We start from the raw sequence: 19,690 nt of genomic DNA on the forward strand, positions 1-19,690 counted from the left end.
TCATGAAAGGGCCGTTCCTGACGTTTTTCGTCAGGAACGGCCCTTTCATGACATCCGGAGTGAGGGTCAGCCCACCTCGTGCCGCTGCTGCCGCTTCCCGACGATCCGCCATCCGACCGCCAGCACCACGACCAGCACCGGGATCGAGTAGAACGCGATCTTCTCCGCACCGTCGGAGAAGCCCATCAGGACCACGACCAGCGCGAGGAAGCCCAGCGTCGCCCAGCCGCTGTAGGGCGCCCACGGCATCCGGTAGGACGGCCGTTCCAGCTCTCCGCGCAGCGCCGCCTGACGCAGCCGCATCTGGCAGAAGATCAGCGTCGCCCAGGTCGTGATCACGCCGAGCGAGGCGATCGCGATCGCGATGTCGAAGGCGTCCTTCGGCACCAGGTAGTTGAGCACCACGCCCAGCACGTAGGCGCCGGAGGTGAACAGGATGCCGCCGTAGGGCACGTGACGGCTGCTCATCTTGCCGACGAACCTCGGCGCCTCGCCCTTGTCCGCCAGCGCACGCAGGATGCGGCCGGTCGAGTAGAGGCCGGAGTTGCAGCTCGACAGCGCGGCAGTGAGCACGACCGCGTTCATCACGTCGCCGATACCCGGGATTCCGAGGCGGGTGAAGACGGTGACGAACGGGCTCTCGCCGCCGTTGTAGAACGGCCACGGCAGCAGCATCGCGAGCAGCAGCACGGAGCCCACGTAGAACACGCCGATCCGCCAGACCACGCCGTTGATCGCCTTCGGCAGCACCTTGCGGGCGTCCTTGGTCTCACCGGCGGCGATGCCGACGACCTCGATCGCCGAGTAGGCGAAGATGACCGCCTGCAGGGTCATCAGGGCGATGCCGATACCCGCCGGGAAGAATCCATTGTGGGCGGTCAGGTTGTGCACGCCTGCCGTGGTGCCACCGATGTCGGCGCTGGTGAGCACCAGCCCGAGGGCGGTGACCAGGAAGACCACGATGGCCAGCACCTTGACCACCGAGAACCAGAATTCCAGCTCGCCGAACAGCTTCACCGAAAGCAGGTTCACCGCCAGCAGCACGCCGAGGGCGACCAGCGCGGTGATCCACTGTGGAACGTCGGGCAGCCATTTGTGCACGTAGATCGCCACCGCGGTGATCTCCGCGATACCGGTCATCGCCCAGTTCACCCAGTACATCCAGCCGGAGGCGAAGCCCGCCCACGGCCCGATGAACTTGCGGGCGTAGGTGACGAAACTGCCGGAAGTCGGCTCGTGCAGCACGAGCTCACCGAGGGCGCGCATCACGAAGTACGCGGCGATACCGCAGAGCGCGTACGACAGGACCAGCGACGGCCCGACCTGGTGGAGCTTGCCACCGGCACCGAGGAACAGCCCGACGCCGATCGCGCCGCCGATGGCGATCATCTGCACTTGGCGGTTGCCCAGTGCTTTTGAGTAGCTTTCACCTTTTTCGGTGAGCAGCGAGGAATCCATGGTTGCCAGACGCTAGAGCGTGTGCGGCAGGTCACCAACAGTGCTAAGGAAGACTTAAGGTGTGCGGGACGTCACTCTAGTGGTTTTACTGGAATTTCCCTTTTCGATTTGACAAATTCACGCGCGAACCCCGATCTTCGCGCGCGCGAGCCGCCTCCTACGCTACGGCCGTGGACCTCGCAGCGCTGCTGGACCGGATCGCCGACGACGTCGCGCCGGAGATCGGCCGCGGCGCCGTCGCGGACTACATCCCCGCCCTGGCCAGGGTCGAGCCGCGGCGGTTCGGCATGGCGGTGGCCGAAGTGGACGGTGGCTTGCACGGGGTCGGCGACTGGCGGGTGCCATTCTCCATCCAGAGCATGTCGAAGGTCTTCACCCTGGCGCTCGCGCTCTCCCACGGCGACGGCCTGTGGGCACGGGTGGGCCGTGAGCCGTCCGGCAACCCGTTCAACTCGCTCGTGCAGCTGGAGAACGAGGACGGGATCCCCCGCAATCCGTTCATCAACGCCGGCGCGCTCGTGGTGACCGACGAATTGGCGCACCACGGCGACGCGGCGGAAACGCTGCTGCGGTTCTTCCGCGGCGAAAGCGGCCGCGCGGACATCGGGATCGACGCCGAGGTCGCCACGTCGGAGGCGGAGAACGCCGACCGCAACCGCGCGCTCGCGTATTTCATGGCGTCCTATCGGAACATGCGCCATCCGGTGCCCGCGGTCCTCGACCAGTACGTGCGCCAGTGCTCGATCGCGATGACTTGCGCGGACGTCGCGCGCTCCGCGGTGTTCCTCGCCCGCCACGGCGTCCGCAACGACGGCACCAGGCTGCTCGGCCTGAGCGCGGCCAAGCGGATCAACGCGGTCATGCTGACCTGCGGCACCTACGACGCGGCGGGCGAATTCGCCTACCGTGTCGGGCTTCCCGGCAAAAGCGGTGTCGGCGGCGGCATCGTCGCGATCGTCCCGGGCCGCTGCGCGGTCTGCGTGTGGAGCCCCTGCCTGGACGCGCGAGGCAACTCCGTCGCGGGCGTCGCGGCACTCGACCGGTTCACCACCCTGACCGGCTGGTCGATCTTCTGAGCCTCAGGTGGGGGCTCGCGCGTCTGCGGGCTTTGGGGCGAGGGGGTCGGCCCAGCGCTGTCCGGCGTTCCAGTGTTGCGAAAGCCACTTTCACAACGTTGAAGGTTGCGAAAGTGGCTTTCGCAACGCCCTCCTGCCGGCGCCACGCCCGGTACAGCACGTTCGCCTGCCCCCTGTTTAACCCCTCGCTGAGAGGGAAGCCGCCGGTGTGCAGACGTTTCTTCCGTGCGCCGGCTTCCGAGCCTCCGCTTCCGTCCTTGACCAGCGGAGACTCGGCAAACAGCGCGTAGAGACGATCCAGGTGCTGCGGGCACTGACGGTGCCGGGTTACGGCTGGCGTCATCACCCGGCCGCGGCGATGTGGGCGGGTTACGAAGAGGCCCTCGTCCGGTACGGCTTCGACATCTGCGAGGCCTGGTGCGAAACCGGCCGCCAGGACACCTGCCACGAAACGCTGCGGCTCGACCTGCTCCGCACCACCGGGCTTGACGTGATCCGCACCCAAGCCCAGCTCGAGGACGCGAAGGAGCTTCCACCGTGGCTCGGCGACGCCGGCTTTCATCGCAGCCATCAGTCGGCCCTCGTCCGCAAGCAGCCCGAGCACTACCGCCCGAGTTTCCCCGACGTACCTGACGACCTGCCCTACGTCTGGCCCGCGTCGGACCGTCCACGCAGGACACCGAAGGAGGAGTGACGATGACGAACGAATTCCGCAAAGGTGACAAGGTCCGCTGGAACAGTCACGGCGGGCGAGGTGAAGGTGAGGTCCTGAGGAAGATCACCTCGGACACCGAGGCGGGCGGCCGCACCGTACGCGCGTCCAAAGAGGAACCGCAGTACCTGGTCCGCAGCGAGAAGAGCGGCGGCGAAGCGGTCCACAAGCCCGAGGCCCTGGAGAAGATGTGAACGACGACAAGGACGTCCACACCGAGTTCGGCGAAGCGGTCAACATGACCGCGGGCGAACTCGAGAAGTGGCTGAAGACCGACGAATCCCGGCAGGCCGGGCAGCACAAGAGCGGAGGTGAGTCGGTCGGCCACGAATCGGGCCGCCGGATCGTCTCGATCCTGCGCGCGAAGAGGGCGGACCTGTCCGAAGCGGACGAGAAGCACATGCGCAAGGTCGTCGGCTACGTGCACCGTCACCTCGCGCAGCGACCTTCGGGCGACGTCGAGGACACGACCTGGCGTCACTCCCTGATGAACTGGGGTCACGACCCGTGCAAGTAGCTCAGGTGGAGGGCTCGCCCATCTCGTGTCCCGGCCGCCCCTCGGTCCGCCGTCGCCGCTTGATGCGTTCCTCGTGCAGATGCCGCCGTCCCCCGGTCAGGTCACCGGTGACGTCCCGCGTCATCCCGCGGAAGGCCGCGTAATAACCGTCGTCGTATTCCTCGATCAGCTGGAAGGTCCACCGCTCCGGCAGCACGTTGAGCCCGATCAGCTCGGTCCGGATCCGCTCGGCCCACTCGGGATGCCCGGCTTTCGCGAGCGCCTCGGCGGCCTCGTCGAGCGCGAAGTCGGCGCTTCCCGTCAGATGGTGGAAGGCGTACAGGTGTCCTCGCGCCTGCTCGACCGTTTCGAGCGCGGCGACCAGCTTTCCGACCGCGTCGACGGTCGCGTCCTCAGGTTCCGAACGTGATTCCGGCATGCGGGGGTAATTCCCCGGAGCTGGCGCTTCTACACCCCGTCGGCGGCGATCCGGGCGAACGAGCGGATCAGCGGGTTCTCCCGTTCGGTCACCCAGGCGACGACCAGGGGGCTCGGCGGCATGTCGGTCAGGGGGACCCAGGTGAGCCCGTCGGGAAGGGCGTGCCCGAGGGGCGCGATCCCGGCCGAGCCGTTCCACAGGACGGCCTGAAGACATTCGCTGACCGTGCGGACCACCGGGCCGGCTGGCCGCTCGCCGAGGGGCGCGGCCCCGTTCCAGTACGCGCGCCACAGCGGGTCCGTCCCCTCCGGCAGCTGGAACCAGGGCCGGTCGGCGACGTCGGCCAGCCGGAGCGACTCGCGGCCGGCGAGCGGGTCTCCGGTGCGCAGGACGAGGCCGACCGGGTCGGAGCGCAGGACGCGGACGCTGATCCCGGTCTCGTCGAACGGCGACCGGGTCAGCGCGACGTCGGCGAGCCCGGCGCGCAGGCCGGTGGTGGGATCGGTGAAATCCGCCTCGCGGAACCGGATCGCGACCTCGGGATGCCGTCGCCGGAACTCCGCGGCCAGCCGGGTGCCCGCCTCCCCCGCTCCATCTGCGAGAGTGCCGACGGTGAGCGTCGCGGGCCCCGCCGCCGCCGTCACGCGAGCGCGGGCGAGGTCGGCCTGGTCCAGCAGGGTGCGGGCCTCGGCGTACAGGGTGGTTCCGGCCGCGGTGGGTTCGACGCCGGCGGCCGAGCGGAGCAGCAGGACGACACCCAGGTCGTTCTCCAGCTGCCGGATGGCGCGGCTCAGCGGCGGCTGGGTCATGTGCAGCCGCGCGGCGGCCCGGCCGAAGTGCCTCTCCTCGGCGACGGCCACGAAGTAGCGCAGCAAACGAAGCTCCATCACCAGCGATGATACCCAGCCGGTATCGGGCCGAGGAGATCGGTCTTGGACGGCGGGCCGACAGCGGCGCGACAGTGGGGTCATGCCTTTCGAACCACTGACCCACGAGCCCGCCGTCGACCCCGGTCAGGCCCGCGAGATCGCCCGCGACCTCGTGGTGATCCCGAATCGCGGTGTCGAGCTCGTCCCCAACATCGGGATCATCGGCGGCGAGCACTCGGTGCTCGTCGTCGATACCGGACTGGGCCCCGGCAACGCCGAAAAGGTGCTCGCCTTCGCGACCGAATACGCCCGCGGCCGCGAGCTGTTCCTGACCACGACGCATTTCCACCCCGAGCACGCTTTCGGCGCGCAGGTCTTCGCGGACGAGGCGACCTATCTCGTCAATCGCGCGCAGGCCGCGGACCTGGTCCACAAAGGACCCGGCTATCTCGGCATGTTCCGCGGTCTCGGGGCACCGGTCGCCCGCGCGCTCGACGGTGTCACCTTGATCGCTCCGGACAAGATCTACGACGACGCGTACGACCTCGATCTCGGCGGACGGGTCGTCTGGCTGGAGGCGACCGGACGCGCCCACAGCAAGGGAGACCAGGTGGTGACCGTGCCCGACGCGGGCGTGCTGTTCACCGGGGATCTGGTCGAGGCGGGCCAGTTCTCGATCTTCCCGTGGTTCCCGCCGTACGACACCGACGTCTCGGGACTGCGCTGGATCGAAGTCCTGCGCCGGCTGACCGCCACCGGACCGGACCTCGTCGTCCCTGGCCACGGCGACGTCTCCGGACGCCGGATCCTGACCGACGTCCGTGAGTACCTCGAACTGCTGCGCGACGAGACCTGGAAGCGACGCGACTCGGCCGTCTCCGAGGAGACCATCGCGGCGGAGGTCGAAGCGCTGATGATCGAACGCCATCCCGAATGGGAGGGCCAGGATTGGATCGCGAAGGGCGTCGGCTGCTTCTGCTCGGAACACTCAGGCCATCAGGCAGCAGGCGCCGGTGAAGCACCCGAAAGCGCCTCCGCTTGACGTGTTCTTCCAGTTGTCGAAGTGATCGATGACGACGTCGACCTCGGTCTGCCCGGCCGCGGTGACGTCGACACCGGAGTCGGCGAAGAAACGGCGGATATCGTCGGAAACGACGGTCTTCATAAGGAATCTCCCTGACGATCCTGCGGTGTTGGATACCGAAATCGTGCAGGTTCGCCCCTACCGGCCGACAGTGCGAAGCACCATGGACGACGTGTGGCTTTCGACTGCTCCACTCGCGTCAATCGTATGACGCAAGTGGAGCAGACGGCCCGGAAGGTTACTTGAAGATGGCGATGGGATGGACGACGAGTTCACCGGTTTCCGGGTCCCAGTCCTCGACTTTGCCGAGGCACCGCGCCCGGAACGCGCCGGCGGGCGCGGTGTCCCGCAGATCGCTGGTCACGCAGGTGAACCGGATCCGCCTGCTCCGCGCCGGATCGTCCGGATTTCCGTACGGTGCGAAGAAAACCGTCTCCTCCTCGGTCTGCGAGCGTTTGCGGAACAGGCCCTTCACGGAGACGAACGCCTCGACGCCACGCAGCCGGGTCTGGAGCTGGCGGGTGCTCTCGTGGCCGTCGGACCAGCCGAGTTCCTTGACCAGCGCCCGATTGTTGACCAGTTCCTGCTTCGCCAGATCGACGTAGATGATGTCGTGGTGCTTCTCCAGCACCTTCGTCACGATGCCGATCACGGTGATCGGTTCGGCCTTGCGGATGTACCGCCGGAACTCCTCGTCGGTGTCGGTGCGCTCCGATTCCCCTTTCAGCGGGCCGAATCCACCCGATCCCCAGAACCGCCAGCCCCGGCTCCGCCGTTTCTCCACCTCCTGTTCCAGCGCCTCGTTGTAGCGATGCAACTGGTAGAGACCCATCACGGATTTCGTGTGCAGGTAGAAGCCGATCCCCCGGATCATCCCCTGATCGCCGTCGGATCGCGCGCGGCGCCAGTGCCGGACGAACACGACGACCGCGACGAGGAAGGCGACGACGGTCAGCAGCCAGACCGCGAGCCACATTCCCCAGACTTCCCACCACAGATTATCGGCAGCCACGGATCTCCTTGAAGGCGTCGAGCAGGGATGTCGCGTTCGCGTCGACCATGCGGCCTCCGGTCGCCGCGGCCGCGCGGCCCAGTTCGGCGGGATTCGCCTCACCGAACCGGATCGTGTAGGTGTGCACGCCGAATTCCCTTGGCGCGCGCAGGAATTCGTCGACGCCGGGGCCGGTGTTGCTCTCGCCGTCGGTCATCAGCACGATCGAGACGGTCCGATCGGGTTCGGCCCGGCGATGGGCGCCTGCCTTCGCGTAAGCCTCGCCGAGCGCCGCCCAGACCGCCGTGTTGCCGTCGAAGTCGTCGGCCGCGATGAAGGCCCGCAGCGCGTCGAGATCCTGGGGACCGTTGACGGTGAACTCCTTGTCCCCCAGGATCTTTCCGCCGAAGCGGAGGACCGTGAGCCGCTCACCGCGGTAGAAGCGGTCGAACCCGCCGGCCGGTCCGCCGCTCAGCCCGGCGAACGTCGCCCGGAGCGCGGCGATCCGCGCTCCTTTCATCGAGCCGGAGAAGTCGAGCACGAAGATCACCCGGCCGGGTGCCCGGTCCGCGTAGTCCTCCAGCAGTTTGTCCACGACGGCCTGCCCGTCCGGGAAGTACAGCGAGTTCCCGATCGAGGCGGGCATCCTCGGGTCGAGCCCGACTCCGCCGGCGATCGGCCGCCGGAACGTCTTCTCCATCAGTTTCTGCTGTGTCGCCGGGCTTTTGACCCAGGAGACGATCCTGTCGTACACCTCTCGCTTGGCCGGATCGAGCAGCAGGAGGGGGAACTCCGCCTGAACGATCCCGTCGCGCGGGTACACCAGTTCCAGCGGCGTCTTGAGCTTTCCGCCGGCGTTCAGCGAAAGCACCGTCGACTCGTAGCCGATGATCGCGTCGGCGTCCTGCCGCTCGGCGAACCGGTCGGCCACCGCGGCCGACGTGTCCGCCGTGATCGTGTGCCCGACGCGGAAGCCCTGCAGCTTGTCGCATTTCACGTCCTCCGGCCGCAGCGCCGCCCCGGTGCCCGCGGCGGCCGTCGCGACCCCGATGAGCGAGGTGACCCCGCTGCCCGCCTTGAACGGATCCGCCATGGCGAACCGGAACGACCCGCTCGCGGCGGCGTCGGCGAGGTCCGCCCAGGACAGTTCGCCACCCGGTTTGCCACGGCGCAGTTCCGCCGCTTTGGCCGGGGTGATCCCCACGACGACCGGCGACATCATCGTCTTGGTGGAGAGTGGCCGTTCACCCTTGTCCGCGAACTCGCGGAAATCGAGCTCGAAGAACTTGTCGGTGGAAAGCCAGGCGAGATCGTGCTTGGCCCGGCCGGGGATGAGATCGGTGCTCGCGTTGACGGTTCCCTTGAAATCCATCTCCAGTTCGATTCCCGTTTCCTCGCGGAGGTCGTCGAGGATCGGCCCGAGGTCCGCCAATTCGGAGCTGGCCAGCACCCGGAGTTTCACCTTGTCCCCGCCGCTCGTGCAGGCGGCGGTGACCAGAAGCAGGCAGCAAAGGACCGCGAGGAGCCGCTTCACGGGCAGTCCCCGACGGTCCTGATCATCTCTTCCAGTACGAGGTTGTCCGGCAACGGCGTGGTGCTGTCGTTGTCCGCGATCTCCGGCGCCGTCAGACCCTGTTCGCGCAGGAAGTCGTACAGCCGCGCGCTTTTCGTGCTGCCCGCCGGCGTCGCGACGCCGAACCCGAGTTCCATCGCGCGGCGCTGCAGATCGGGATCGAAGGTGATCAGCTCACCGAGCCGTTCCGCTTCCGGTTTCAGCGCCAGGAACTGGGGTTTTGTCAGAATGTTGTCCTTCGGGTACAGCAGGACGCGGTCGAGGTCCGGCTGTCCGCTCTGCGCCTTGGCCCGCAGTTGCATGGCGAGGTACTGATGCTCGTAGATGACGACGATCGGCTTGTCGCCCTCGGCGAGGTTCGCGTAGGACTCGGACAGGTCGGCGGACGGGAAACCCTGCGCGGCCACGAGCGGTTTGATCCGGTTGGCCAGCGCTCTCGCGCCCGAAAGATCCGGTGGGCCCGCCGTCCGCGGATCGACGACCGGCACCTGACGGCCGTTCTCCAGGAACGCCAGCAGGATCAGGTACGTCGCGCCCGAATTGGAATCACAGACGTTCGACGTCTGGGCCAGCACTCGGTTCCCGTTCGGCGCGCCGAACTCCCGGACGCCCAGCGAGTCCCAGGTCTGCCCCAGCCGCATGGTTTCGATGAACTTCCCGGTGTCCAGCGTGTAGTACAGCGAATCCGGCTGTCCCGCCGGTTTCGAGGCGATCTGCTTGCGCACCAGCGTTTCCGCGTAGCGACGATAGGTGGCGAGGACGATCGGGCTGGTGAACGGCTGCCGCGCGCTGCCCGTCCACTCGTTCGCCCTCGACCGCCGGACAAGGCTCGCGGCGGGCTCTCCTGACATGAAGACGAAGTCGTACTGACTGAGGTCGTGAGTGGCCACGTCGCGGGAGCCCGCCCTGGTCACGAGAACGCGGATATGGTGGCGCATCAGGATCTCCTGGACTTTCGCGTCCTCGAAGAGATCAGATTTGGAGCCCATCTTGCCGCGCAGGACGAGCGTCTGCTGGAAGGGCACCACGATCGTCCCGGTCAGGAGCAGGACGACCAGCCCGCTCACAGCCAGGGCGAGCGCGGGCCCGAAAGAGCGGAGAAAACGACGGCGCAGGAAAAACGCCGAGGGCTTGGGTCTGATGGTGAGCTGGGGTTCTTCACGAAGCGAACTATCGGTGGTCACCGATTTCCTCCCCGAATATCCGGCAAGACCCATTTTACCGGCACCCACCGACGGAAACGCACGTCTCGATTCGGCTTCCCGCCGCTTCAGGACCCACCCTCACCAGCCCGGGAAGCCGGACGGGTTAGTCTCTTCGGTGGCGAAAAACGCCATGCACCACGACGCCGGGAGATCTGAACCGCCATGCTGGACCGAGCAGTCATCGACGCCCTCTTCCCCGCCGACCTGCCCGAGCCCGAGCACTGGGAACAGCGTTACCCCGCCCGCGAGCTGCCCGAGGGCGCCAAGGTCACCCGTTTCGGCCCCTCGCCGACCGGGTTCGTCCACATCGGCGGCGTCTACGTCGCCACGATCGACCAGGACGTCGCCCGCCGCAGCGGCGGCCGCTACCTCGTCCGGGTCGAGGACACCGACCGGTCCCGCGAGGTCGAAGGCGCCATCGACCAGTTCGAGCGCGGCTTCGCCTACTTCGGCCTCGCCGCCGACGAGGACATCCACCGCGGCGGCGACTACGGCCCGTACCAGCAGTCCGAGCGCGAGCAGATCTACCTGACCTACGTCCGCCACCTGCTCCGCCTCGGCCGCGCGTACCTCGACTTCGCCACCAAGGACGAACTGGCGGCGATCACCGCCCGTCAGCAGGCGACGAAGCTGCCGACCGGCTACTACGGCTCGTGGGCCATCTGGCGCGACGCCGACCCGGCGGACGTCCAGGCCAAGCTCGACGCCGATGCCCCCTACGTCGTGCGGTTCCGCGCCCCGGACGACACCGGCGCCCGCGCCCGGTTCACCGACGCCATCCGTGGCCCGCTGGAGGCCGAAGCCAACCGCAACGACGTCGTCATCCTCAAGAGCTCCGACCAGAGCCCGCGGCTGCCGACCTACCACTTCGCGCACGCCGTCGACGATCACCTCATGCGCGTCAACCTGGTGATCCGCGGCGACGAGTGGATCTCTTCGGTGCCGGTGCACCAGCAGCTGTTCGAGGCGCTCGCCTTCGACCCGATCACCTACGCGCACATCGCGCCGCTGATGAAGCAGGAGGGCGGCAGCAAGCGCAAGCTGTCGAAGCGCAAGGACCCGGAAGCGAGCGTCGACTTCTACATCGAGTCCGGCTACCCGACCAAGGCCGTCCTCTACTACCTGCGCGGCCTCGCCAACGGGCGGCTCGCGGAGCTGCCGCTCGACCAGGCCCTCGCCGAGCCGATCAACCTGGACGAATGCGGGGTCGCCGGCCCGCTGGTCGACCTCGTCAAACTCGACGACATCTCGGCCGACCACATCGCCACGCTGTCCGGCGCCGAGATCCTCGCCGAGGTTCGCACCTGGGCGGAGCGTTTCGACCCCGCGCTGCTCGCCGTCCTCGACGCCGAGCCGGACCTCGCGCTGCGTGCGCTCGCCGTCGAACGCGACGGTGCCGAGAACCCGCGCAAGGACCTGAAGAAGTGGAGCGAGTTCCGCGCCGTCTACGGCTTCTTCTTCCCGCAGCTGCACGCCGCCGTCGCCGGCCCCGACGACGAGCGGATCGCCGCACTCGGTGTCGACCGCGAGGTCGTCCAGGCCGTCGCGCGCGACTTCGTCGGGAACTACCAGCAGCTCGACGACGGCCAGGAGTGGTTCCAGCAGATCCGCGAAGTCGCCGCGAAGCACGGTTTCGCGAAGAACGCCAAGGAGTTCAAGAAGAACCCCGAGGGCTTCCCGGGGTCCATCCGCGAGGCCTCGCAGATCATCCGGATCGCGATCACGGGCTCGACCCGGAGCCCGGACCTGCACTCGATCACCCAGGCGCTGGGACGCGAGGAGACGCTGGGCCGGTTCTCCGGCCTCGTCGGCGAGTGACCGTCGTGAGTGGTAAGTGTCGTTCTAACGTCACTTACCACTCACGACCACCCCGACCCACTCGGTACCGGCGCCCTAGAACTGGTCGTAGAAAGCCGACTTCACCGCGACCACGGCCTTCTCGGTCTCACGGAACCGGTCCCGCGCCTCGTCCGAGTCGATCAGCTGCACGAGACGCAGCCCGAGCTGGTCGGAATGCGTGAGCGACAGCGGGGACGCGGCGGCCAGCGGCCGCGACTTCGCGTCGTGCACGTGGTGCGGGTAGTAGAAGACGGACTTGTCGCCGAGCACCGGGCCGATCCGGCGCCACAGCTCGCCGTACTCCACGGAGACCAGTACCTCGCCCCAGAACCGCAGGATCGTCAGCAGTTCGACGTCGGCGTGCTTCGAGTCGCCCGCCGAGGAGATCAGCTCCATCGTGGTGTCGAGGCAGGCCGTCGTGGCCAGCGACCGCCGGGACCGCACCAGCGTTTCGCGCGGGACGCCGAGGGCGAGGATGTCCGCCATCAGGTCCTCTCGGTGCGAAGGCGTGCCGCCGGGCGACGAGTTGTCCGGGTACTCCTCCCGGACGATGACACGGGCGATCCTGACGGACTGTTCGTCGGTGAGCAGGTCGATCGCCAGGTCGTACGCCATGGTGAAGGCCAGCGACAGGAAGCGGCGCTGCAGCAGGACGTCCCACAGGCCCTCCGGCGAGAGCTCGGTGACGCCGCGCAGCGCCGGGTGGTTCCGGAACCGTTCGATCAAACCGTCTTCGAACTCGTCAAGGTCTCGCATCACTGCACCTCTTGCTCAGAAACGGATCATGTCGATGCTTCGGTTCCAGTCGCCGAGGTCGACGTCGCGGCCGATGTCCCGAGAGGTCAGTCGTCGCCAGACTTGTACCTGCGCTGGAGTTCTTCGTCCTGCTCACGCGGCGACTTCTCCACCCAGCGCCCGTGCACGAGATCGTTCTCGGTGTAATCGGCACGCCGGGAAGACCAGCCCGGCAGCATGAACTTGCGGGTCCCGCCTCGCCCCCGGTCGCGCAGGTCGGTGAGCACGGCGATGCCGATCACCAGCAGCAGGACCCCGAGCGCTATCCAGATTCCGACCATGTCCGCTCCCCCGCAGATGAAGTCGTTTCCGCCAGATTAGCGTGACAAGAGTTGCCGGGACACGGGATTTCCGACGCCACGCCTTCGCCTTTCTTGCTCCATTCGGGCTAGCCCGGCGGGTGTAGCCGGTTTCAGCCCATATGGCGAGGTGACGACGGTGCCCGCCGCCCTAGGGTGACGGCGTGCTCGGTGAAAGACTCGATTCCTGGCTGCGCGGACACGGGTCGCTCGTCGACGCCCTGATCGCGCTGCTGCTCGCGGCCTCCTGTGTCCTTTTCGGACTCTTCGTCCTGGCGGAAGCGGCTTATTTCCTGTTCTCCCTGCTCCTTTCGCTCCCGTTGGCCTTGCGGCGAAGTCACCCCGCGGTGTGCGCGGCCTTGGTGCTGGGGGCCGCGGGCGTCCAGTGGCTCGCGATCCGGGACGACGTGGGAGCGCTGCCCGCCGACCTCGCCGTACCGCTGGCGGTGCACGCCGCGGCGGCCTACGGACCGCGACCGGCGGGCGGCGCCGCGCTCGGGGCCGGCCTCGCCGGTTCCGTGCTGGGCGGGCTCAGCTGGCCGATGCTGCCGTCGTCCGCGACCGCGCATCTGCTCGTCGGTGCCTTCCTGGCGAGCACGGTGGTGGCCGCCTGGGCCACCGGGACGTTGCGCCGGGTCCGGCTCTCCCATCGCGCACAGGAGGCGAGGCTCGCCGTCCTCGCGGAACGGGCCCGCATCGCCCACGAGATGCACGACATCGTCGCCCATTCCCTCGCGGTGGTGATCGCGCAGGCCGACGGTGGCCGGTACGCGACCTCGCCCGAGGCCGGACGGTCGGCGCTGGTCACGATCGCGGAATGCGCCCGGCAGGCACTGAGCGACCTCCGGCGGGTGCTCGGCGTCCTGCGGGACGGACCGGCATGACCGCGCCGGTCCGTGTCCTGCTGGCCGACGACCAGGCGCTGGTCCGGGCGGGCTTCCGGATGGTCATCGAGTCGCAGGACGACCTGACCGTGGTCGGCGAGGCGGGCGACGGTCTCGCCGCGCTGGAGCACACCCGGCGCCTGAACCCCGACCTGGTGCTGATGGACGTCCGGATGCCGGTACTCGACGGTATCGAGGCCACGCGACGGGTGCTCGCCCTGCCCGGCGCGCCGAAGGTCCTCATGCTCACGACGTACGACCTCGACGAGCACGCGCTGGCCGCGATCCGGGCCGGGGCGAGCGGTTTCCTGCTCAAGGACGCCACCCCGGAGGAACTGCTGGCCGGGATCAGGACGGTGCACGCCGGGGACTCGGTCATCGCCCCCACCACCACCCGCCGGCTGCTGGACCGGCTGGCGCCGCCGCTCGACCCCGGCGCGGCCCGGTCGGCGGCGACGCTGACCGGGCGCGAGCGGGAGGTGCTGGCCGGGATGGCCCGCGGCTGGTCCAACGCCGAGATCGCCGAGCGGCTGGTGGTCGCGCCGGGAACGGTGAAGACCCACGTGGGCAACATCCTGGCCAAACTGCGGGTGCGAGACCGCGTGCAGGCCGTGGTCCTGGCCTACGAAGCGGGAGTGGTCCGGCCCGGCGAGCGGTGACGGGAGCAGGTGACGTCGGTTCGGGGCAGGGCACCGCCGAGCAAGTACGACTCGACGGCTCCGGTCACGCAAGACGTCGTGTCGAAGAGATAGACCCCGTGCCGGAAGGCTCCCTCCAGCGTGACCATGCGCGATCCCGTCAAGGCACGGCGCAGCGCCAGTTGCCCGGCGTACGGCGTGACCGGATCCCCCGAGGCGCCCACGAGCAACGCGGGACGGTCGTCGCCGATCGGTACGGGCGCTTCCGCGGGCTCGACCGGCCAGAACGCGCAAGGCGTGATGTCCCGCGCCAGCGGGCCGAACAGCGGCTCGGCGGCCCGGTGCGCCTGGATGTCCCGGTAGTAGCTTTCGGGATCGCGGGACGCGGCGCGGTCCGCGCACTGGTTCGCGACCGTGGCGCTGAACCCGAACGACGGCTCCACGTCCGGATCGGTGTACAGGGCGAGTTTCCACTCCTGCGTGGGTGTCGGCGTGACGGCGAGGCCGCGGGCGGCGTCGCGCAGCACGACGACCTGGGAGCTGAACTCCGCGTAGAACGCGTCGCTGTCGTCGACGGTGAGCAGCAACCCGGGGATCATCGCCGCGTCGATCCGGTGAGCGCCGACGCGCAAGGGTTCGCGGCCGGCGGCGCGGGCGATCCGGTCCACCGTGGCCAGAACGTCGTCGGCGGTGGCGCCGAGGCGATAGCGCCCGTCCCGGCGGGCGGCCCACCGTGCCCAGTCGCGTAAGGCCGCGGCGTCCGCCGGCGCGGTTTCCCGGGTGAGCGCGGGACCGGCGGCCCCGGGGGCGGCGGCGCTGTCGAGCACCATCCGTTCGACGCGCTGGGGGAAGAGCCGCCGGTAGACCGCGCCGAGATGGCTGCCGAAAGACCAGCCCAGGTAAGAGATCTTCGCTTCCCGAAGGGCGGCTCGGACCAGGTCGAGATCACGCGCGATGTCGCGGGTGGACGCGTGCGTGAGGAGGTCGCCACGGTCGGCACACTTCGCGGCGAGCTCCCGCGCGACCGCCACTCCGCGTTCGAAAGAGGCCCGGTCCGGGCTCGCCAGCTGGGCGCTCCGCAGGTACTGCCCGGTCGGCCAGCCGCATTCCAGGGGCGCGCTGAGCCCGAAGAACCGCGGATCGATCCCGACCAGGTCGTACCGCGCGGCGAGCGACGGCGCTCCGGACGGGACTTCCGGTGGCAGTCCTTGCGTCAAGAGGGCCACGCCGTCACGGGACGGGCCGGGACCGCCGGTGTTGACCACCAAAGTGCCCAGGCGTCGCGCGGGGTCGGTCGCGGCACGGCGCGCGACCGCCACCGAGAGGGTCCTGCCACCCGGATCGGCGTGGTCCAGCGGAACGGTGACCTCACCACAGGTCGCCCCGGCCGCCGCGAGCCGTTGCCCCGTCTCGTCGTCCGGCGCGGTCCGGCAGTCGTGCCAGTCGATCCGTTGTGCCGGAGAAGCCGCGACCGGTTGTCCGGCGCCGGTCAGGAGCGCGATCGCGATGCTCGCGGCGAGTGCTTTCCTTCGCTTGGTCATCCCTGGACGCTAAGCGCGGAGACTCGCGGAAACCTCTGTCCTCAGGCCGAAATCCGCTCCTGCCGACTACTCCCGGAGGCATACGGTGCCCGGCGGAACGGGGCGGCCAGGGTCGGCAGGATATGCCGTCGATTGTGGATCAGGGCGGCGAACGCGATGACCGCGTAGACGCCGCACAGGACGTAGCGCGCGGTCTGGCCGGGTAGCGCGAACTGCACCGCGAACAGGCCGAGCAGGGTCCACGACGCCCAGCGCGGGAACCGCAACGCGAGCAGGGCGGCGACACCGAGCACCGTCTGGGTCGCGGTGAGGAGGAATTCCTCGATCTGCCGGGCGTCCAGCCGCAGCGCCGTTCCCCCGCCGCCGAGCAGGTAGGCGATCGGCAGGCTGCCGACGAGCAGCGTCCATTGATTGACCTTGCTGGAAAGCAGGGTGCCGATCGCCGCGTCTCCCTTGCCCCGGAGCGCGAACAGGATCGCCACGATGAACTCGGGTGCCTCCGACGCCAGCGGCGCGAGCCATTGCACAAGCAGGAACCGGTCGATGCCCAGTTCCGTCCCGACGGCGATCAGGTTGTGCGCGAACGGTTCCGCACTGGCGAGGATCACCACCGCCGCGAAGCCGAATAGCGTGGTCACCAGGATCCGGCGCGGCCGCTTGGCCAACGCGCCGAGGGTGGCGGCCGGGCCGACCAGCTCGGGTTCACCGGGCTCGGCACGGGAGACCTTCCAGAGGTAGAACACGAAGAACCCGAGCAGCGCGAAGCCAAGGACCAGCGAGATCTGCCCGGTCCCGGGGATGACGAACGCGACGATCGAGGCGATCGCGAGGAATCCGAGTTCGATCCGGTACGGCGCATCGAGGACCAGCTCCCGGACCGTGGCACCGCTGCGTTTCTTCGCGACGGCGAGGCCGATCAGCACGACGGTCGACCAGCCGAGGCCGAGCAGCAACCGGTTGGAGCCGGTCATGTTCGCCGCGGCATAGGCGACGTACTCGGGATTCGAGCCCGCCGTGTAGGCGAAATACAGGTCCACCGCGTACTCGGGAAGCACCGCGATGACGGCGAGCACGGCGATCGCGAGCCCGCCGGAGATGTCGACCTGCGCGGCTTCCGCGGCCCAGGCGAGCAGGAACGACGCCGCGACGACGGCCAGGCCGAACAGCAGCAGTCCGGCCACCGCGCCCGGCTCGGCACCGGAGAGCCGCAGGACGAGCGCGGGCAGGGTGAGCGCGGCGCACAGGCCGATCGGCCTCAGTCGTTTGACGATCACGGACCGAGATTCCCGGCGGCGACCGGGTTACCACAACCGTTGACCTCTTCCCCTGTCCGGCGAGGATCCCCTTGCGGGACAAGGAAAAAGGAAGATCGTCATGCCGAAATCCGGACGTCGTCCCACCGGAGTATCCGGGCCGGCCTGCTCCGACACCGCTCGTCCGCGGCCGGAATGGCACCGCGCCCGGCGGACCGGCATCCCAGCGGCCTGGAGCGCGAGGTGCCGCGGATCACATCAGCCGGAAATGACGGAATCCCCCGGTATCCGCGGATACCGGGGGATTCCGGGGGCGGTCAGCCCCGGGCGTTCGGGTCGATCACACCGCCGGCCAGCCCGGTGGCGGCGTCACCGAAGGCACCGGCCGAGTCGACGGCGCCCTGACCGGCCGCGGTGGCCGAGTCGACGGCACCCTGGCCCGCGGCGGTGGCGTTTTCGGCGAGACCCTGTCCGGTCTCGGCAAGGTCGCCCGCCGACTGGGTGACCTGGTCGGCGGCGCCGGAAAGGTCGACACCGGTCAGTTCGCTGACCTTGTCGCCCGCACCGCCCAGCAGTTCGGCGGCCTTTTCCTTCAGCGAGTCGAACAGGCTCATCAGGGGTACTCCTTGGATCGGTCGTACGGAGGCGGCTGAAAGTTCACCGTACAGGACAAATCGGGCACGGTGTGCGATCACGGTCGCTCCGGACAGGTGAAATACCGAGAAGTGTTCAGAGACAGGGCGGCCGGTAGCCCTCGATCGCGAGGCCGCGGAAGTCGATCTTGTTGGGGGTCTTGCCGACGAAGACGAGGCCTCGCGCTTCGGTCAGCGCCGAGGCGAAGGAGTAGTTCGGCTTGCCCAGCTCGGGCAGCGTCGTCCACGCGCCGGGGGCGAAGCTGAAGAACTTCTTGACCATTTTCCCGTCTGTCGACGGCACCTTGGTCAGCCACTTGTCGCCGCCGCTCCAGTGCGATGCCGGGCGAAGCTGGACGTAGAGGTCGTCGGTCGCGCTGTAGGTCATCCAGAAACCGGCGGATTTCGAGAGATCGGCCTGCGCCTCGAACTGATTCCCCAGCCAGACGACGACCACGTGCCATTCCGCGTTGAGGAAGGTCACCTTGGCCGCGTAGCCGCCGCGCTCGCGGACGAGCAGGCTGCCGGTCGCCGGGACCGTGGTGCCCTCACCGGAGGCGAGCCACTGCTGCAGTCGGTCGATCGACGGGGTGGCGCATTCGCAGCCATGCCTCGACGGGGCCGCGTTCGCGACGGCGCCGGGGCCGATCAGCGAGGCCAAGAGCAGCGACGCGATCACGGCGAGCGTACGACTGAAGGGGACTCTGCATCCTCCGCGCATTCCCGGAAGCTAGCACAGCGATCACCGGAAAACCTTCGTACAGCGGGAAAGTACAACACTATGCCCCACTCAGCGGGAACCGTCCTTTGTGGAGTAATACCAGCGCTGCGAGTGGTCCAGGTGGTCGCGAGTGGCGATTCGGGTTCCATCCGGGCGGAAAGGCAAAGGGGTCTTGTTCGCTCGCCGGCATACCCTGCTTGGAATGTTGTGAAAGTGGCTTTCACAACCTTCAACGTTGCGGAAGAAGCGTTCGCAACGCAGCCGAAGGCCGTGAAGGCCTCCTTCACTACCTTCAAAGCAGGAAAGGAGGCCTTCACAGCCCCGACGATCGCCACGCTCGCCTCGAACGCACCAGCAGTCACACCGGATGCGCGTGAAGGCCCCCTTCCCTCGGCTCAGCCGCGTGAAGGGGGCCTTCACGGACTTGCGACCGACGGACGCGCGCCGGCCGGCAGGGCGCCCAGTTCGGCGGCGAACAGCACGGCGGGATCGAACCCCATGCCGGCGAAGTGCCCGGCCAGTTCAAGGGACAGGACGCCGTGGAGCCGCGTCCAGAACGTCACGGCCCGGCTCAGGACCGCGGAAGAGACCGGCAGCCCGCCCGCCCAGTCCCGATGATCGTCGAGATGCGCCTCGAACGGCGTGGCGGGCCCGCTGTCCGGAAGAGCGGCGTGGACCTCCAAGAGCACCGCCATGATCTCGTTCGAGATCCGGGTCGTGTCGTCCGGCGCGCGGTAGCCGGGGATGGGCGTGCCGTAGAGGAACAGGTAGCGCTGCGGATCCGCCAGCGCCCAGTCCCTGATGGCGTGACCGACCGCGGCCACGCCATCCGCCCTGGCGGCGCACACGACATCCGCGAGGCTCCGGTAGGCGTCGCGGATGAGGTCCGTGATCAGGTCGTCCCGACTGGGGAAGTACCGGTACAGCGCGGGGCCGCTCATGCCCACATGCTTGGCGATCGCATTGAGGGACAACGCGGACACCCCCGTCGTGGCCAGCTGTTCCCACGCGTACCGCTTGATCTCCCCGCACACCTGAGCCCGGTAACGCTCACGCGAGGTCTTCCTGTCCGTGTCCATCGACAACTCCTTCCGGACTCTGGTTAGAGGTTATCACTTTCCCTATTGACACTCACTCGATCGCGGTTATAGCTTCTAACTATCGCAAGCAGCGCTAACCAAGGAG

General features: G+C 68.5%; 22 protein-coding genes. 8 read left to right on the plus strand and 14 right to left on the minus strand.

The annotated features are described in order from the left end of the window. Positions 1–66: 66 nt before the first annotated feature. On the minus strand, positions 67–1,458 hold the full coding sequence (locus IE302_RS36760) for an amino acid permease (protein ID WP_191259064.1): 1,392 nt from the start codon (positions 1,456–1,458) through the stop codon (positions 67–69). A gap of 170 nt (positions 1,459–1,628) precedes the next feature. Here IE302_RS36760 and IE302_RS36765 point away from each other — a divergent pair, with 170 nt between their 5' ends. From IE302_RS36765 to IE302_RS36780, 4 genes are all read left to right on the plus strand, one after another. Then, positions 1,629–2,534 (plus strand): glutaminase, encoded by a 906-nt coding sequence (locus IE302_RS36765; protein ID WP_191259065.1) that lies wholly within the window; start codon positions 1,629–1,631, stop codon positions 2,532–2,534. A gap of 208 nt (positions 2,535–2,742) precedes the next feature. Further along, complete coding sequence (locus IE302_RS36770; protein ID WP_191259066.1) at positions 2,743–3,228, plus strand: MSMEG_6728 family protein; 486 nt, start codon at positions 2,743–2,745, stop codon at positions 3,226–3,228. Between the two features lie 2 nt (positions 3,229–3,230). After that, on the plus strand, positions 3,231–3,440 hold the full coding sequence (locus IE302_RS36775) for a hypervirulence associated TUDOR domain-containing protein (protein ID WP_191259067.1): 210 nt from the start codon (positions 3,231–3,233) through the stop codon (positions 3,438–3,440). Then, positions 3,437–3,763: a DUF3140 domain-containing protein gene (locus IE302_RS36780; RefSeq protein ID WP_191259068.1), complete on the plus strand. Its 327-nt coding sequence runs from the start codon at positions 3,437–3,439 to the stop codon at positions 3,761–3,763. The genes IE302_RS36775 and IE302_RS36780 overlap by 4 nt, the downstream gene beginning before the upstream one ends. A 1-nt stretch (position 3,764) precedes the next feature. Here IE302_RS36780 and IE302_RS36785 read toward each other — a convergent pair whose 3' ends face one another. Continuing rightward, complete coding sequence (locus tag IE302_RS36785; RefSeq protein ID WP_191259069.1) at positions 3,765–4,181, minus strand: hypothetical protein; 417 nt, start codon at positions 4,179–4,181, stop codon at positions 3,765–3,767. A 29-nt stretch (positions 4,182–4,210) separates the two neighbouring features. Then, positions 4,211–5,068 (minus strand): LysR family transcriptional regulator, encoded by an 858-nt coding sequence (locus tag IE302_RS36790; RefSeq protein WP_191259070.1) that lies wholly within the window; start codon positions 5,066–5,068, stop codon positions 4,211–4,213. Between the two features lie 82 nt (positions 5,069–5,150). Here IE302_RS36790 and IE302_RS36795 point away from each other — a divergent pair, with 82 nt between their 5' ends. Further along, positions 5,151–6,092 (plus strand): MBL fold metallo-hydrolase, encoded by a 942-nt coding sequence (locus IE302_RS36795; RefSeq protein WP_191259071.1) that lies wholly within the window; start codon positions 5,151–5,153, stop codon positions 6,090–6,092. Here IE302_RS36795 and IE302_RS36800 read toward each other — a convergent pair. From IE302_RS36800 to IE302_RS36815, 4 genes are all read right to left on the minus strand, one after another. Beyond that, positions 6,039–6,215 (minus strand): hypothetical protein, encoded by a 177-nt coding sequence (locus IE302_RS36800; RefSeq protein ID WP_191259072.1) that lies wholly within the window; start codon positions 6,213–6,215, stop codon positions 6,039–6,041. The two genes, IE302_RS36795 and IE302_RS36800, sit on opposite strands and share 54 nt — an antisense overlap. Before the next feature lie 157 nt (positions 6,216–6,372). Then, positions 6,373–7,146: a hypothetical protein gene (locus IE302_RS36805; protein WP_229908169.1), complete on the minus strand. Its 774-nt coding sequence runs from the start codon at positions 7,144–7,146 to the stop codon at positions 6,373–6,375. Continuing rightward, a complete protein-coding gene (locus IE302_RS36810) occupies positions 7,133–8,659 on the minus strand; it encodes a substrate-binding domain-containing protein (protein ID WP_191259073.1) in 1,527 nt (508 codons plus the stop codon). Before IE302_RS36810 ends, IE302_RS36805 begins: the two co-directional genes overlap by 14 nt. Further along, on the minus strand, positions 8,656–9,882 hold the full coding sequence (locus IE302_RS36815; protein WP_191259074.1) for a hypothetical protein: 1,227 nt from the start codon (positions 9,880–9,882) through the stop codon (positions 8,656–8,658). The genes IE302_RS36810 and IE302_RS36815 overlap by 4 nt, the downstream gene beginning before the upstream one ends. A gap of 183 nt (positions 9,883–10,065) precedes the next feature. Here IE302_RS36815 and IE302_RS36820 point away from each other — a divergent pair, with 183 nt between their 5' ends. Next, complete coding sequence (locus IE302_RS36820; RefSeq protein ID WP_191259075.1) at positions 10,066–11,721, plus strand: glutamate--tRNA ligase; 1,656 nt, start codon at positions 10,066–10,068, stop codon at positions 11,719–11,721. A gap of 75 nt (positions 11,722–11,796) precedes the next feature. Here the strand turns inward: IE302_RS36820 and IE302_RS36825 are convergent, their stop codons facing one another. Both IE302_RS36825 and IE302_RS36830 read right to left on the minus strand, forming a co-directional pair. Further along, positions 11,797–12,498 carry a hypothetical protein gene (locus tag IE302_RS36825; protein WP_191259076.1) on the minus strand — a complete coding sequence of 234 codons (702 nt, stop codon included), beginning with the start codon at positions 12,496–12,498 and terminating at the stop codon, positions 11,797–11,799. An 86-nt stretch (positions 12,499–12,584) separates the two neighbouring features. After that, on the minus strand, positions 12,585–12,818 hold the full coding sequence (locus IE302_RS36830) for a hypothetical protein (RefSeq protein ID WP_191259077.1): 234 nt from the start codon (positions 12,816–12,818) through the stop codon (positions 12,585–12,587). 182 nt (positions 12,819–13,000) lie between these two features. Here IE302_RS36830 and IE302_RS36835 point away from each other — a divergent pair, with 182 nt between their 5' ends. Then, positions 13,001–13,720 carry a sensor histidine kinase gene (locus IE302_RS36835; RefSeq protein WP_191259078.1) on the plus strand — a complete coding sequence of 240 codons (720 nt, stop codon included), beginning with the start codon at positions 13,001–13,003 and terminating at the stop codon, positions 13,718–13,720. Continuing rightward, positions 13,717–14,379, plus strand: coding sequence for a response regulator (locus tag IE302_RS36840; protein ID WP_191259079.1), 663 nt, complete (start codon positions 13,717–13,719; stop codon positions 14,377–14,379). Before IE302_RS36835 ends, IE302_RS36840 begins: the two co-directional genes overlap by 4 nt. Here IE302_RS36840 and IE302_RS36845 read toward each other — a convergent pair. From IE302_RS36845 to IE302_RS36865, 5 genes are all read right to left on the minus strand, one after another. Continuing rightward, entirely contained in the window at positions 14,343–15,899 is a 1,557-nt protein-coding gene (locus IE302_RS36845; protein ID WP_191259080.1) for an alpha/beta hydrolase, read from the minus strand. The genes IE302_RS36840 and IE302_RS36845 overlap by 37 nt on opposite strands. A 41-nt stretch (positions 15,900–15,940) precedes the next feature. Then, positions 15,941–17,173 carry a calcium:cation antiporter family protein gene (locus tag IE302_RS36850; RefSeq protein ID WP_191259081.1) on the minus strand — a complete coding sequence of 411 codons (1,233 nt, stop codon included), beginning with the start codon at positions 17,171–17,173 and terminating at the stop codon, positions 15,941–15,943. 296 nt (positions 17,174–17,469) lie between these two features. Continuing rightward, positions 17,470–17,766 (minus strand): hypothetical protein, encoded by a 297-nt coding sequence (locus IE302_RS36855; RefSeq protein WP_191259082.1) that lies wholly within the window; start codon positions 17,764–17,766, stop codon positions 17,470–17,472. A 115-nt stretch (positions 17,767–17,881) separates the two neighbouring features. After that, positions 17,882–18,463: a hypothetical protein gene (locus tag IE302_RS36860; RefSeq protein ID WP_191259083.1), complete on the minus strand. Its 582-nt coding sequence runs from the start codon at positions 18,461–18,463 to the stop codon at positions 17,882–17,884. Between the two features lie 458 nt (positions 18,464–18,921). Next, positions 18,922–19,584 carry a TetR/AcrR family transcriptional regulator gene (locus IE302_RS36865; protein ID WP_191259084.1) on the minus strand — a complete coding sequence of 221 codons (663 nt, stop codon included), beginning with the start codon at positions 19,582–19,584 and terminating at the stop codon, positions 18,922–18,924. Between the last annotated feature and the right edge of the window lie 106 nt (positions 19,585–19,690).

The sequence above is a fragment of the Amycolatopsis oliviviridis genome (assembly GCF_014654365.1).
Lineage (GTDB): Bacteria > Actinomycetota > Actinomycetes > Mycobacteriales > Pseudonocardiaceae > Amycolatopsis > Amycolatopsis oliviviridis.

Bases quoted from the DNA above. Each gene is read 5' to 3' on its own strand.
- IE302_RS36760 (WP_191259064.1), bottom strand. From the start codon at position 1,458: ATGGATTCCTCGCTGCTCACCGAAAAAGGTGAAAGCTACTCAAAAGCA.
- IE302_RS36775 (WP_191259067.1), top strand. From the start codon at position 3,231: ATGACGAACGAATTCCGCAAAGGTGACAAGGTCCGCTGGAACAGTCAC.
- IE302_RS36785 (WP_191259069.1), bottom strand. From the start codon at position 4,181: ATGCCGGAATCACGTTCGGAACCTGAGGACGCGACCGTCGACGCGGTC.
- IE302_RS36790 (WP_191259070.1), bottom strand. From the start codon at position 5,068: ATGGAGCTTCGTTTGCTGCGCTACTTCGTGGCCGTCGCCGAGGAGAGG.
- IE302_RS36795 (WP_191259071.1), top strand. From the start codon at position 5,151: ATGCCTTTCGAACCACTGACCCACGAGCCCGCCGTCGACCCCGGTCAG.
- IE302_RS36800 (WP_191259072.1), bottom strand. From the start codon at position 6,215: ATGAAGACCGTCGTTTCCGACGATATCCGCCGTTTCTTCGCCGACTCC.
- IE302_RS36820 (WP_191259075.1), top strand. From the start codon at position 10,066: ATGCTGGACCGAGCAGTCATCGACGCCCTCTTCCCCGCCGACCTGCCC.
- IE302_RS36825 (WP_191259076.1), bottom strand. From the start codon at position 12,498: ATGCGAGACCTTGACGAGTTCGAAGACGGTTTGATCGAACGGTTCCGG.
- IE302_RS36830 (WP_191259077.1), bottom strand. From the start codon at position 12,818: ATGGTCGGAATCTGGATAGCGCTCGGGGTCCTGCTGCTGGTGATCGGC.
- IE302_RS36840 (WP_191259079.1), top strand. From the start codon at position 13,717: ATGACCGCGCCGGTCCGTGTCCTGCTGGCCGACGACCAGGCGCTGGTC.
- IE302_RS36845 (WP_191259080.1), bottom strand. From the start codon at position 15,899: ATGACCAAGCGAAGGAAAGCACTCGCCGCGAGCATCGCGATCGCGCTC.
- IE302_RS36855 (WP_191259082.1), bottom strand. From the start codon at position 17,766: ATGAGCCTGTTCGACTCGCTGAAGGAAAAGGCCGCCGAACTGCTGGGC.
- IE302_RS36865 (WP_191259084.1), bottom strand. From the start codon at position 19,584: ATGGACACGGACAGGAAGACCTCGCGTGAGCGTTACCGGGCTCAGGTG.